Source organism: Achromobacter sp. 1014246743, assembly GCF_059760725.1.
The window spans coordinates 1-13,172 of record NZ_JCBANA010000113.1; the positions used below are offsets into that span (position 1 = coordinate 1).

Genomic DNA, 13,172 nt, shown 5'->3' on the forward strand with positions numbered 1-13,172 from the left:
ACGGCGCCAGCAGCGTCAGCGGCAACTACGGCCAGACCAAGATCAACAGCCAATACGCCAGCGTCACGGAGCAGACCGGCATGTGGGCGGGCGATGGCGGCTTCCAGCTGAACGTGGGCAAGAACACGGGGTTGATCGGCGGGGTCATCGCCAGCAGCGACAAGGCGGTGGCGGACGGCAAGAACGTGCTGATCACCGGCACCCTGACCAGTCGAGACATCGAGAACCGCGCCAGCTATGAAGGGCAATCGATTCAACTCGGAGGGGGCTTCAACTTCGGTGGCGGGGGTTCGGGCGGCAAGGACGGCGGCAAAGATGGCGCCAAGGGCGGCGGTGCCGGCAGTGGCAATAGCGCCATCGGCACCGACAACCAAGGCAACGTCGCTGGCGGTAGCAAGGCCACGCCGGGCTCCACGTTGCCCAGCTTCGACGGCGTCAGCGCCAATGTGCCGATTGCGATGGGGGCCAATGGTGAGGCCAGTTCCACCACGAAAAGCGCCATCAGCGGCGGCACCATCGTCATTCGGGACGAAGCGGGGCAAAAGGCGCTGACGGGACAGACGGCGGCGGAAGCGATTGCCGCGTTGAACCGGGACACCAAGGACACGCTCAACGCGCTGGATCGGATCTTTGACGAGAAGGAGATCCGGGCGGGGTTCGAGGTGACCAAGACCTTGGCGCAGGAGACGGGGACGTTTCTGGCGAACCGGGCGAAGGAGGCGGATGCGCTCAAGCGTGCCATTGATGCTGCGCCGCCCGGTCCTTATCGCGCCGAACTTGAAGCTCAGTATGCCCAGGCCCAGAAGTGGGGAATGGGTGGCGAATACCGTCAGCTTTTGACGGCATTTGTGGCAGCGGCGGGGGGCAACGTAACGGGAGGAGTGGGGCAGTTCGTCCAGGCGGCTGGCGTCAACTACTTGCAAAGTCTCGGCGCGGCGAAGATCAAGGAGATCGCCGCCAGCTTGGGAGGGGAAGGGTCGCCTGCACATATCGCACTGCATGCGGTACTGGCGTGCGCAGGTGCTGGGGCTCAAGGGGCGAATTGCGGTGCGGGGGCGATTGGCGCGTCCGCGAGCATTGTGATCAGCGGCCTGCTGGACAAGCTTCAAGACGACCCCGCCGGGGGCTTGACGGCTGAGGACAGGGAGGCCCGCGCGAATCTTCTGACAACGATATTGGCCGGCGTATCGAGTGCCTTGTCACCAGAGCAAGTCACGACTCTTGTCAGCGGTGCGCGGATCGAAGCAGAGAACAACACGCTCCACGACCATACGGCGGTCCATACCCCGCAGTTCGAAGAGAAGATGAAGGGGTTGGCAGAGTGTATTGGGGAAATACCTTGCCGGTCAGCAGCAGGACACTTCTTGGGGTGGATCAAAGTCATTGATGAGCACGACTTGCCCGCCTGCCAGGGAGATGCAATATGCGTGCAAAACAAAACACTTGAACGCGACGCGTATGCTCAAGGATATGCCACGGCCACGGCACGGATGAGTGATCGGCTTATAGCCGGCATGGATCTGCTCGATGCAACTCCAGGGGCTAAGGCTTTTGATAGATTTAAGCTGAAAGACGCGCTGGTGCGGTTTCGGGATGGGACGCCTGATTACACCAGCGAGGTGGACCAGTTTGTGGCTAAGACGATGTCTTCGTCACTCGTGGTGTTCGCAGCGGTGAAGGGCTTGTCTCCTCTGGATGGTGATGGTGGTGGGAGCGGTGGTCGCCGCGCGCCTAACAATGCCGGTGAAATTCCAAAAAAAATAGATGCAGGTGGTACGGAAGTCCCCCTGATAAAAATTAAGACAAACGGTGCTGTTAAAGGCACGCCTGAGTTTGAATTGCTCAATAATCCTAGTGCTCGAGCCGCGAATACGAGGTATGAGCTTGATAATGGAAATACATTCAAAACTAACAAAGCGGGTCAAGTGGAAGAGATAACTTTTGTTCCGGTAAATACAAAAAAGCCGCGAGATTCACGACAGACTGAGGCAGGTAAGTTAGGTCGAGACACTGATGTCGGGGGGCATGCTCAAGCGTGCAGTCAGGGAGGTACGTGTGACGGATATAATCTATTTCCTCAAGATAAAAATTTCAATAATTCAGCCTACAAGGTCTTTTACGAAAATGAAATTAGACGGGCGCTTAATGATCCGACTAAAACTGTTGGCCTCACTACTATAAAATTCAATAGATCCAGCCCTTCGTCTCCTAGGCCGGACTCGCTGTCCGTCACATATACGATAGATGGAAAAGCTAGGACTAGAATTTTTGAGAATGAAGCAAATCGGATTCCAAAGGAAAGATAATGCTTGTTAAAGATTTCGAGTTGGTTAAGGATATATTTGCAGTCATAGATTGCGGTATTGTCGAAGGCTATGATTCCTTTCGAGTCGAGGCTAGGGTCGGAGATGCGTATGTGGACATCGAATTGGCGGTTGAAAGGGGAGGGGTGGAGGTTTCTAATGCAAAAACTAATTTCGACGATTCAGTTTTGTATGATCTTATAATGAAACTTAAGGAAAGCTTTGCCCTGCGCGGCGAGTGCTGGATTTCGTTCGTTATGTCTTATGCGCATGGGGGGCAGGTGAAAACAAACTTCAAATATGGTGATGAATGAAATGCCGTAGAAAAAATAAGATACCGTCTCGCCCGTCAAGCGTTTAGCAGTAGTCGGGGCGGTATGGTGAGCGTGTTTTTAGTACACCGAAGCACAGATGAGCGAGCTTTCTCATAGCAGCCCCGAGTGCGGACATCTTGCTTTTGCCTGCCAGCAGAAGTCGGGCGTATAGCGCTTGGACTTGAGGGTTAAAGCGTGTTCCTACAATCGCGGCCATGTAAAGCGTCGCTCTCACGCGTGGTGGACCGGCCTTGGACAGGCAGGGCCGGCCATTCAGGCTGGTTCCCGATTGTCGGTGCACCGGAATCAGGCCTAGATATGCTGCCAGGCCCTCTGCAAAAATAAGGTGTCAGACTACGTTATTGGCCTGAAGATGGCTGTGTGAAAGCGTAGTCTGACACCTTATTTTTTGGAGCACGTACTGAGTCGCCATTTTGATTATTCAGTCAACGCAAGCCAATTTACTATAGAGCAGAGCGAACTTCGAACGTTGCTTCAGAGTAGGGAGGTAGTTAATACACCTATTACGAGAATATTGCAGAGCAATGATGGCCCCAGGTATGTTCGAGAAGTGGAGCTGGGTGTGCCGATAGGGGTAGACAAATTTAGTGGGAAAGAAGTATCCGTAATGACCGTACTTACAGATGGTAAAGGAAATCTAGTAACAGCTACGCCTGGGATTATCAAATGAAATTGAGAGGAAGTCTGATCGAGAAATCCTACGCTGAGCAGTTGCTCAAGTCGTGGAATGGAATGAAAGAGCGAGTGGGTGAGGTGATGCCGGTTTTGGAGAGAACATTTCCCCTAATCAACAGCGCATTTGTTCTGGCGTGGACGCCTGAGCAATTTGAAAATATCTATACAGTCTTAGTAAACGGCCAGTCTGTGGTTTCATTTGAAATATCAAAAGAGACTCATGAAGTGGTGAATTTTGAATGTGTGGACGTGAAAGCGTACGAAAAATCTATTCGATCTAAGGCGAATAAAATTCAATTGGCGGTTGCTTTAAGTTTGGCCATTGAAATCATGCGTACAAAAAAATAAGGTATCAGACTCTGAGGTTTCCCCACGAATCTCCCGGGAAACCTATTTCAAATCAGAGGCTTGAGGTGCAGGGCGAAGTCAAACGATTCGGGTATGAACCCCGGTGTCAGACTACGTTTTCGGCGAGCGTCTCTGGAAACGGTTGTCTGAATTGAGGTTTCTAGCCCGACCCTGAGGATTCAAGAATCCCGCGCAGATGGGCGGCATCAGCGTCAACGTCGACGTGGGCACCAGCAGTTTCAGTCAGACCCGCAGCGGACAAAGCAGCACCGCCAGCGGGTCAGCCGTCACCGCAAACCGCGACCTGATCATCATTGCGGTCGGCAAGGGCGCCCAGTCCAACATCGCAAAAATAAGGTGTCAGACTACGTTTTTGTAAGTCTATAGCGGGTAAAGGTGATGTGTATGCGGCGACAATATCTTCAGGTTCGAATGCGGGAAGTAAAATTACTCTAAGGAATTTTTCCAACTCTACAGAAAGTACAGGTGCTAAGTGGACGATAGATATAATTAATCCAGCTATTAATTCTGGCAAGCGGGTGGAGATAAAATTTAAATGAATAAAGATAGAATTTTTAATAATGTTATGCAGAGTTCGGCGGGGCTATCTATGGGGGCTATCTGGCAGCATCTAGGAGTGGAGGTTGCAGCGTTGTCTGTACCTTATGAAGTCAGGGTTAGTTGTTTTTTTGAAATTTTAGAAAAACTTCTTCGCGATGGATTGATAAAATTGGCTCGTAATGATTCATTTTTGGTTGGTGATATTAATAGCCAAATTAATGAAATCCGTAGAGCATGGCCTCAAAGTCCTGGTGAGGATGATTTGGATGGTTTCGGGTATTGGTTTTTTACTGCTCCCGCTGGCGTTGTTTGGATATTTGAAAATGGTGTTGAGACATGGACATGAAAGGAAAATAAGATACCGTCTTGTCCGTCAAGTGTTTTAGCAGCAAAAAATAAGATACCGTCTTGCCCGTCAAGCGTTTAGCAGTAGTCTGGGCGGTATGGTGAGCGTGTTTTTAGTACACCGAAGCTAGTACACCGAAGCGCAGATGAGCGAGCTTTAGGAAGAACATGAGTTTGATGAAGACAGGCTTCGCGCTGAAGTCGCAGGATCGGTGCAGAAGGTGTGTGGCCTAGAATAGGGGCCACCCCCGTCGCACCCCCGGCATGTCGCCGGCCGACGATCCCGATTCCGCCAGGAGCCCACCGTATGACCGCCATTCCCGCTGCCCCGACCGCCGGCGCAGCGCTGCCCGCCGTGACCGCGCGGGTGGACGTGATTTCCATTCAATCCCAGGTCGTGTATGGCTACGTCGGCAACAACGCCGCCATGCCCGTGTTTCGCCAGGCGGGCCTGCGGGCCATTGCCGTGCCCACGGTCATCCTCAGCAACACGCCGCACTATCCCACCCTGCACGGCGGCGCCGTGCCGCTGGATTGGTTCCAGGGCCTGCTCAAGGGGCTGGACGAGCGCGGTGTGACCCAGGTGGCGCGCGCGGTGGTCTGCGGTTACCTGGGCCAGCCGGGCCAGGCCGATCTGCTGGCCGAGTGGCTGCCGGCGCTGCGGGCGGCCCGGCCCGATCTGCGGGTGCATATCGATCCGGTCATGGGCGATCGCAACGACGGCCTGTACGTGGATTCGGGTCTGGTGGCGCAGTACCGCAAGAAGCTGTTGCCGCACGCCGATGGCATGACGCCCAACCATTTCGAACTGGAGCAGATGGTGGGCCGGCCGCTGTCTTCTATCGACGAGGTGGCGGCGGCCGCGCGCGAATTGATCGCCGAGGGTCCGCAATGGATTGTCGTGACCAGCGCTGCGCCCATGGCGGCCGCGCCGGGCGTCTTGCAATTGGCCGTGGTGACTGACGCCGACTGCATCGTACTGACCCACCCCGAGATCGCTATCCCGCCGTCGGTGCACGGCACGGGCGATGTCTTCATGGCAGCCATCACCGCCCGGCTGCTGGCCGGCGACGCGCTGCAAGAGGCGGCACGGTCGGCCACCGCGGTGGTGACCGACGCGCTGACGCGCACCCGCGAACTGGGCTGGGAAGAGCTGGCGATCGAAGGCTGACGCCCGCCGTCCTTGCGGGCTGGGGGGGCCGCCCGCGGACGCCACCCGCACTTTCCGGACCCGGGGCCGCGCCATGCGGCCCCGGCCTGCTCAATACGTCTTGTACGGCAGGAACTTGCCGCTCATCACGATCTGCACCCGGTCGCCTTTGGGGTCGGCCTCGCGCGTCAGGTCCATCTTGAAGTCGATGGCGCTCATGATGCCGTCGCCGAACTCTTCATTGATCAGCGCCTTGAAGGTGGTGCCGTAGACGTTGATCAGCTCGTAGAAGCGGTAGATCAGCGGGTCGGTCGGCACGCTGGTGGGCAGGGACCCCTTGTAGGGCACCACCTGCAGCTGCACCACGGCGTCGGCCGGCAGGTCCAGCACGCGCGCGGCGGCCAGGGCCTGTTCTTCGGTCAGCGTCATCTGGCCGAGCAGCGCGGCCGTAGTCCATTCCTTGCTCTGGCCGACGGCCTCGGCAATGGCGGCCCAGGACAGTTTCTTTTCCAGGCGGCGGGTGACGACCAGTTCGGTGACTTCGGCGCGGGACATCATGGGGGTTCACTCCTTGTGGGAAGCCTTGTCGACCAGGAAGTCGACGAGATGGTTGCGAATTTCGTAGTAGCGCGGCTCGTGGTGCAGGCTGGCGCGGGTCCGGCCGCGCGGCAGGTCCACGTCGACGGATTCTGCGATGCGGGCATACGGCCCCGCGCTCATCAGCAGGATGCGGTCGGACAGCAAAATGGCTTCGTCCACGTCGTGCGTGATCATGAAGACGGTCTGGCGGGTTTCCTGGACGATGGCGCGCAGTTCGTCCTGGATGGTGCCGCGGGTCAACGCGTCCAGCGCGCCGAAGGGCTCGTCCAGCAGCAGCATCCGCGGCTGGATGGCAAAGGCCCGGGCGATGCCCACGCGCTGCTTCATGCCGCCCGACAGTTCGCACGGCTTCTTGTCGGCGGCGTGCGCCAGGCCGACCATGGCCAGGTAGCGCAGGCTGTGCTCGCGCACCTGCTCGCGGCGATAGGCCGGCCAGCGCGAACGCACGCCGAATTCCACGTTCTGCAACGCGGTCAGCCACGGCAGGAGGGCGTGCGCCTGGAACACCACGCCGCGCGCCAGGGACGGGCCGGCGATCTCGCGGCCATCCATGATGACCACGCCTTCGCTGGCTTCGTCGATGCCCGCCAGGATGTTCAGGATGGTGGTCTTGCCGCAGCCGGAATGGCCGATCACGCAGACGAACTGGCCTTGTTCGATGCCGAAGTCGATGTGTTCGAACACGGGCGCGGCGGGCTGGCCGCGGCGGTCTGGATAGCGCTTGGCCAGCGCCTGGACTTGCAGGAAAGGGGCGCCCATGGTCATTCCCGGTAGCTGACCAGCCGCGCGGCGCGCGCCAGCAGGGTGTCCAGCAGCATGCCGATCAGCCCGATGAACAGGATGGCGCAGATGATGTTGGCGATCGACAGGTTGTTCCATTCATTCCACACGAAGTAGCCGATGCCGGTGCCGCCGATCAGCATCTCGGCGGCCACGATGACCAGCCAGGCGATGCCGACCGAAATGCGCATGCCCGTCATGATGGTGGGCGCGGCGGCCGGCAAGATCACTTGCAGGGCGGTGCGCAGCCGCGTCACTTCCAGGGTGCGCGCCACGTTCAGCCAGTCCTGCCGTACCGCGCCCACGCCGAAGGCGGTATTGACCAGCATGGGCCAGAGCGAGCATATGAAGATCACGAAGATGGCGGACGTGTCGGCATCCTTGATGGTGTAGAGCGCCAGCGGCATCCAGGCCAGCGGCGAGATCGGCTTGAGCACCTGGATGAACGGGTCGAAGGCGCGGTACACGGTCTTGGACATGCCGATCAGGAACCCCAGCGGTATCGCGACCAGGGCCGCCAGGCCGAAGCCCGTCAGCACCCGCGCCACGGAATACGCCAACTGCACGCCGATGCCCTTGTCGTTGGGGCCGCGGTCGTAGAACGGGTCCTGCAGGTGTTGCCACAGCTTGGCGCCGACCTCGGCCGGGCCGGGAAACGGCGTCTTGGACCCGCTGGCCGCGGCGTTGCCGACCAGCGCGGCATAGGCCGGGTCTACCGTCGCCACGCCCGCGGCGGGGCGGGTGGCGGCGTGCCAGAGCAGCAGGAACGCCAGGAACAGCACGACGGACAGGAACGTCGCCCGCCAGGGTTGCACGGCCCGCATCAGGTTCTCCGGATCTTGAAGCCGGCCAGGTAGGCCTCGGGCTGGCTCGGGTCGAACGGCTTGCCCATCACGCTGAAGGTCTTGTCGGTCTGCGCGGGCGGGGTCAGCCCGGCTTCGCGCATCAGGCGCACCGCGTCGGTGGCCAGGAACACCTCGTTGGCGACCTTCTGGTAGTCGACGTCGCCCTTGATCTGGCCCCAACGCTTCATCTGCGTCAGGATCCAGACGGCGAACGAGCCCCATGGCATGGGATCGAAATCGATGCGGGCCGGGTCCGTCAGCACCTTGCCCAGGCCGTCGGCATAGGTGCCGGTCAGCACCTGTTCGACCACGGTGACGGGCTGGTTCAGGTAGTTGGGCGCGGCGATGGCGGTGGCGATTTCCTTGCGGTTCGCCGGGTTGCGGGCGTAGGCGGTGGCCTCGATGATGGCCTTGAGCAGCGCCTGGTAGGTATTGGGCTGGGTGGTCACGAATTCCCGGCTGGCCGAAAACGCGCAGCACGGATGGCCGTCCCAGATCGCCTTGGACAGCGTGTGGATGAAGCCCACGCCGTCGTACACCGCGCGCTGGTTGACCGGGTCCGGGGCCAGGAAGCCGTCGATATTGTCGGCCCGCAGGTTGGCCACCATCTCGGGCGGCGGCACCGAGCGGATCTGCACGTCGGTGTCGGGGTCCAGCCCGTGTTCGGCCAGGTAGTAGCGCAACAGGTAGTTGTGCATCGAATAGTCGAACGGCACGGCGAACTTGAAGCCTTTCCAGTCCTTCGGGTCACGCCGGTCCTTGTGCTTCATCGAGAGCGTGATGGCCTGGCCGTTGATGTTCTCGACGGCGGGCATGGTCCAGGGCACCGCGCGGCTGGCGCCCACGCCCAGCGAAATGGCCAGCGGCATCGGCGACAGCATGTGGGCGGCGTCGTATTCGCCGGACATGGCCTTGTCGCGGATCAGCGCCCAGCCGGCCGTCTTCACCACTTCCACGTCCAGCCCCTGCTTGCCGTAAAAGCCCATGGGGTGCGCCATGATGATGGGCGTGGCGCAGGTGATGGGAATGAAGCCGACCTTCAGCTTCTGTTTTTCCAGCGGCCCGGTCGATTGCGCAAAGGCTTCCTTGGCGGCGGCCAGCGGGAACAGCGACGCCACGGCGGCCAGGGCCGTGCCGCTGCCGACGGCGCGCAGGAAGCGGCGGCGCAGCGCGTCCTGCGGGAACAGGGCGCGCATCACGGCGTTTTCAACGGCGCTGTCCGAGGCCGCGTCCAGCGCCACGCCGCCCTGGGCGCGCGCGTGCTCGGCCTGGGACGCATGGCGGCCGCAGCCGCAGGCCAGGCGGCTGCCGGGGTCGAACGGATTGCTGAACAGGGACATGGAAGCCTCCGGAATGGGGAAGGCCTTCATCTTGGCGCCGGCCGCGGGCGGCCGGTATCGCCGGTTCAACCATATGCGTGTAGGGCGATCACTACACGGTGCGCGGCCTGCGCCAGGGCGGTGCGCGAACGCGTCAGCGGGCACCCAGCTGGTGCGTGTTGGCGTAGGCCACCAGCTCCACCAGCGTGCGCACGCCCAGCTTCTCGAAGATGCGGGCGCGATAGGTCGAAATGGTGTTCACCGACAGCGCCAGCTGCTCGCCGATGGCCGAGACCGATTTGCCGGCCACCAGCAGTTGCAGCACCTGGAATTCGCGGTTGGACAGCAGTTCGTGCGGCGGCCGGGTGCTGTCCTGGCGCACTGTGTGCGCCAGCAGTTCGGCCACGGTGGGGGTCACGTACATCCTGCCGGCGGCGGCGTTCACCAGGGCGGCGAGCAATTCGTCGGGGTCGCAGCCCTTGTTCAGGTAGGCGTGGGCGCCGGCCCGCAGCGCCCGCACCGCGAACTGGGATTCCGGGTAGACGGACAGCATCACCACGCCCAGCGCGGGGTAGTCGGCGCGCACGGTCTTGAGCACGTCCAGGCCGTCGCGTTCGCCCAGCGCCACGTCCAGCACCAGGGCGTCGTAGCGGCCTTGGCGCAGCGCGCGCAGGGCGGACGGGGCATCGGCGGCCTCGTCCACCCGGCCCACGCGCGGGTCTTCCAGCAGGATGCGGGCCAGGCCGCGGCGGATGATGAGGTGATCGTCGACGATCAGCAGGTTCAGGGCCATGGCGTCGTTTCTCGGGCGGCGGGCGGGTTCAGGCGCAGGCGGGCGCGCATGCCGGCGCCGGGGGCGCTGTCCAGCACCAGGTCGCCGCCGATGGCGCGCGCCCGTTCGCGCATGCCCAGGATGCCGAAGGTCTGGCGCGTTTCAGGCAGTTGCATGCCCACGCCGTCGTCTTCCACGGCCAGCAGCAGGCCGCCTTCGCCCCAGGTGGCGCTGACGCTGACGCTGCGCGCCCGCGCATGGCGCTGCACATTGGTCAGCAGTTCCTGCACGATGCGGTACACGGCGATTTCGGCGGCGGGGGCCAGGCGGCGGCTTTCGGTGTCGGGCGGGCACAGGTAACGGCATTGCAGCCCGCTGCGCGCCTGCAGGTCCTGCAGCAGGGTTTCCAGCGCGGCCCACAGACCCAGGTGATCCAGCACCACGGGGCGCAGGTCGTTCAGGATGCGGCGGGTGGCGTTCATGGCCGTCTGCGTCACGTCCAGCATGCGGTCCAGGTGGGCTTGCAGCGGCGGCTGCGCGGCCAGTTGCCGGCGCAGCCAGTTCAGGTCCAGCTGCAAGGCGGTGAATGACGCGCCCAGGTCGTCGTGGATGTTGCGGGCAATATGGGCGCGTTCTTCTTCGCGCAGCGTGCTCAGGTGCGAGGACAGGCTGCGCAGCGACTCATGCGCGGCGCTCAGTTCGGCGGTGCGCGCCGCGACCCGGGCTTCGAGCAGCGCCCGGGTGCCGTGCAGCTCGCGTTCGATGCGTTTGCGCGCGGTGATGTCCGAAAACGTCACCACCGCGCCCACCACGTCGTCGTCGTTGCGGATGGGGTAGGACGCGTACTGGGCGTCAAAGCACGAGCCGTCGCGCCGCCACAGCACTTCGTCGTCCACGCGTTCGCCGCGGCCGTCGCGAAACGCCTTGAAGATGCGGCAGTCGTGCACCGGCATCAGCGTGCGGTCGGCATGGGAATGGTGGATCAGGTAATGCATGTTGCGCCCCACCACCTCGTCCGGGGTGTAGCCCAGCATCCCGGCGCCCGCGCCGTTGATGAAGATGCAGCGCCCGCGCAGGTCGATGCCGTAGATGCCTTCCCCGGCGGATTCAAGCAGCATTTCCAGCTGGCGCCGCCAGGCGGCGTGGTGCGACAGGTGTTTCAGGTCCGCGAACATATCGATTCACCGGGCGCCAGGCAGCCCGGTCCCCTGGTTTGGGGCTGTCTGCCCCTTTTTGTGTGCACAAGAGTGTAAGGCAGCCCGGGGCGGTCTATCGCGTTTATCAAACACACCGTTCCATTTGGGCGAACAAGCCCGCCGGGCCGGGCGGGTAAAATCCAGGGTTATCCATCATGCTGGGAGCCAGAGTGCAGCCGGTCATTTCAGTACAGGGTCTATCGAAACGGTACGCCTCGGGGTTCCAGGCGCTCAAGAGCGTCGACCTGGACATCCAGCGCGGCGAGATCTTCGCGCTGCTCGGGCCGAACGGCGCGGGCAAGACCACCCTTATCAGCATCATCTGCGGCATCGTCAACCCGACCGAAGGCCGGGTGCTGGCTGACGGCCACGATATCGTGTCGCAGTATCGCGCCGCCCGCGCCGCCATCGGCCTGGTGCCCCAGGAAATCTCCACCGACGCCTTCGAAAGCGTCTGGAACACGGTCACCTTCAGCCGCGGCCTGTTCGGCAAGCCGGCCAACCCCGCCTACATTGAAAAGGTGCTGCGCGATCTGTCGCTGTGGGACAAGAAAGACAGCCGCATCATGGCCCTGTCCGGCGGCATGAAGCGCCGCGTCATGATCGCCAAGGCGCTGTCGCACGAGCCCAAGATCCTGTTCCTGGACGAGCCCACCGCCGGCGTCGACGTCGAACTGCGGCGCGGCATGTGGGAAATGGTGCGGCGCCTGCGCGAAAGCGGCGTCACCATCATCCTCACCACCCACTACATCGAAGAAGCCCAGGAAATGGCCGACCGCATCGGCGTGATCCGCAAGGGCGAGATCATCCTGGTCGAAGAAAAGAACGAGCTCATGGCCAAGCTGGGCAAGCGCCGCCTGACCCTGACGCTCAAGGCACCGCTGCCGGGCATTCCCACGGCGCTCGATGCCTTCCAGCTGGACCTGTCCGACAACGGCCACAAGCTGGTCTACACCTACGACAACCACGGCGGCGGTGAAATCTCGGCCTTGCTGCGCCACCTGAGCGAACTTGGCATCGAATTCACCGACCTCAATTCTTCCGAAAGCTCGCTCGAGGAAATCTTCGTCAGCCTGGTGACCGCCCAATCATGAATTTCTACGCAATCCGCGCCATCTATCTGTTTGAAATGGCCCGCGCCTGGCGCACGCTGATGCAAAGCGTGCTGTCGCCGGTGATTTCCACGTCGCTGTACTTCGTGGTGTTCGGCTCGGCCATCGGCTCGCACATGGTCGACATCGACGGGGTCAGCTACGGCGCCTACATCGTGCCCGGCATGATCATGCTGTCGCTGTTGACGCAAAGCATCGCCAACGCCTCGTTCGGCATCTACATGCCGCGCTTTTCCGGCACCATATACGAGATCCACTCCGCGCCGATCTCGTATATGGAGATCGTGGCCGGCTACGTGGGGGCGGCGGCCAGCAAGTCCATCATCCTGGGGCTGATCATGCTGGCCACGGCCCGGCTGTTCGTCTCGTTCGAGATCGTGCATCCGTTCTGGATGCTGGGCTTCCTGGTGCTCACCGCCGTCACCTTCAGCCTGTTCGGCTTCATCATCGGCATCTGGGCCGACGGCTTCGAGAAACTGCAGATCATCCCGCTCATGATCATCACGCCGCTCACCTTCCTGGGCGGCACCTTCTATTCCATCAAGATGCTGCCCCCGTTCTGGCAGACCGCCACGCTGTTCAACCCGGTGGTCTACCTGGTCAGTGGTTTTCGCTGGGCGTTCTACGGCGTGTCGGACGTCAGCGCCAGCGTCAGCGTCGGCATGACGCTGGTGTTCCTGGTGGTGTGCATGATCGCGGTGCGCTGGATCTTCAAGACGGGTTATCGCTTGAAGACCTGATGGGACAGGGCGCGGTCTTCGGGACCGCGCGGAAATGACGGGCGCGCCGCATACCGGGCGCAACCCGGACCCGACATGCAAAGGGCGCCGT

At 61.5% G+C, this 13,172-nt stretch carries 14 protein-coding genes and 1 pseudogene; 8 read left to right on the forward strand and 7 right to left on the reverse strand.

Annotation, left to right across the window (positions count from 1 at the left end; genetic code table 11):
- Both AC6LJ2_RS29070 and AC6LJ2_RS29075 read left to right on the forward strand, forming a co-directional pair.
- On the forward strand, positions 1-2,306 hold a 2,306-nt coding region (locus tag AC6LJ2_RS29070; protein WP_498152695.1), incomplete at its 5' end, for a DNA/RNA non-specific endonuclease.
- Positions 2,306-2,617: a hypothetical protein gene (locus AC6LJ2_RS29075; RefSeq protein WP_498152696.1), complete on the forward strand. Its 312-nt coding sequence runs from the start codon at positions 2,306-2,308 to the stop codon at positions 2,615-2,617. The genes AC6LJ2_RS29070 and AC6LJ2_RS29075, both read left to right, overlap by 1 nt.
- A gap of 43 nt (positions 2,618-2,660) precedes the next feature.
- Here the strand turns inward: AC6LJ2_RS29075 and AC6LJ2_RS29080 are convergent.
- Positions 2,661-2,954, reverse strand: a pseudogene (locus tag AC6LJ2_RS29080) (transposase); the annotation flags it as partial.
- A 350-nt stretch (positions 2,955-3,304) separates the two neighbouring features.
- Between AC6LJ2_RS29080 and AC6LJ2_RS29085 the strand changes: the two are divergent.
- The 4 genes from AC6LJ2_RS29085 (at position 3,305) to pdxK (ending at position 5,738) form a co-directional block, all read left to right on the forward strand.
- A complete protein-coding gene (locus AC6LJ2_RS29085) occupies positions 3,305-3,661 on the forward strand; it encodes a hypothetical protein (protein WP_498152697.1) in 357 nt (118 codons plus the stop codon).
- A 196-nt stretch (positions 3,662-3,857) separates the two neighbouring features.
- Positions 3,858-4,040 carry a hypothetical protein gene (locus AC6LJ2_RS29090; protein ID WP_498152698.1) on the forward strand — a complete coding sequence of 61 codons (183 nt, stop codon included), beginning with the start codon at positions 3,858-3,860 and terminating at the stop codon, positions 4,038-4,040.
- Positions 4,041-4,217: 177 nt separating this feature from the next.
- Positions 4,218-4,568: a DUF596 domain-containing protein gene (locus tag AC6LJ2_RS29095; RefSeq protein ID WP_498152699.1), complete on the forward strand. Its 351-nt coding sequence runs from the start codon at positions 4,218-4,220 to the stop codon at positions 4,566-4,568.
- Positions 4,569-4,874: 306 nt separating this feature from the next.
- Positions 4,875-5,738 carry a pyridoxine/pyridoxal/pyridoxamine kinase gene (gene pdxK / locus AC6LJ2_RS29100; protein WP_498152700.1) on the forward strand — a complete coding sequence of 288 codons (864 nt, stop codon included), beginning with the start codon at positions 4,875-4,877 and terminating at the stop codon, positions 5,736-5,738.
- Positions 5,739-5,828: 90 nt separating this feature from the next.
- Here pdxK and cynS read toward each other — a convergent pair whose 3' ends face one another.
- The 6 genes from cynS to AC6LJ2_RS29130 form a co-directional block, all read right to left on the reverse strand.
- A complete protein-coding gene (cynS, locus tag AC6LJ2_RS29105) occupies positions 5,829-6,272 on the reverse strand; it encodes a cyanase (RefSeq protein WP_263911223.1) in 444 nt (147 codons plus the stop codon).
- Positions 6,273-6,281: 9 nt separating this feature from the next.
- The gene (locus AC6LJ2_RS29110; RefSeq protein ID WP_263911206.1) at positions 6,282-7,076 is read right to left on the reverse strand and encodes an ABC transporter ATP-binding protein; all 795 of its coding nucleotides are present in this window, start codon (positions 7,074-7,076) and stop codon (positions 6,282-6,284) included.
- Between the two features lie 2 nt (positions 7,077-7,078).
- Positions 7,079-7,921, reverse strand: coding sequence for a nitrate ABC transporter permease (gene ntrB, locus AC6LJ2_RS29115; RefSeq protein WP_498152701.1), 843 nt, complete (start codon positions 7,919-7,921; stop codon positions 7,079-7,081).
- On the reverse strand, positions 7,921-9,282 hold the full coding sequence (locus AC6LJ2_RS29120) for an ABC transporter substrate-binding protein (RefSeq protein WP_263911203.1): 1,362 nt from the start codon (positions 9,280-9,282) through the stop codon (positions 7,921-7,923). The genes ntrB and AC6LJ2_RS29120 overlap by 1 nt, the downstream gene beginning before the upstream one ends.
- A 133-nt stretch (positions 9,283-9,415) precedes the next feature.
- Complete coding sequence (locus AC6LJ2_RS29125; protein ID WP_263911202.1) at positions 9,416-10,054, reverse strand: response regulator; 639 nt, start codon at positions 10,052-10,054, stop codon at positions 9,416-9,418.
- Positions 10,045-11,208: a sensor histidine kinase gene (locus AC6LJ2_RS29130; protein ID WP_498152702.1), complete on the reverse strand. Its 1,164-nt coding sequence runs from the start codon at positions 11,206-11,208 to the stop codon at positions 10,045-10,047. Before AC6LJ2_RS29130 ends, AC6LJ2_RS29125 begins: the two co-directional genes overlap by 10 nt.
- 191 nt (positions 11,209-11,399) lie before the next feature.
- Between AC6LJ2_RS29130 and AC6LJ2_RS29135 the strand changes: the two genes are divergently transcribed.
- Positions 11,400-12,323 (forward strand): ABC transporter ATP-binding protein, encoded by a 924-nt coding sequence (locus tag AC6LJ2_RS29135; protein ID WP_025135666.1) that lies wholly within the window; start codon positions 11,400-11,402, stop codon positions 12,321-12,323.
- Positions 12,320-13,081 carry an ABC transporter permease gene (locus tag AC6LJ2_RS29140; RefSeq protein WP_025135667.1) on the forward strand — a complete coding sequence of 254 codons (762 nt, stop codon included), beginning with the start codon at positions 12,320-12,322 and terminating at the stop codon, positions 13,079-13,081. Before AC6LJ2_RS29135 ends, AC6LJ2_RS29140 begins: the two co-directional genes overlap by 4 nt.
- The last annotated feature ends 91 nt before the right edge of the window (positions 13,082-13,172 follow it).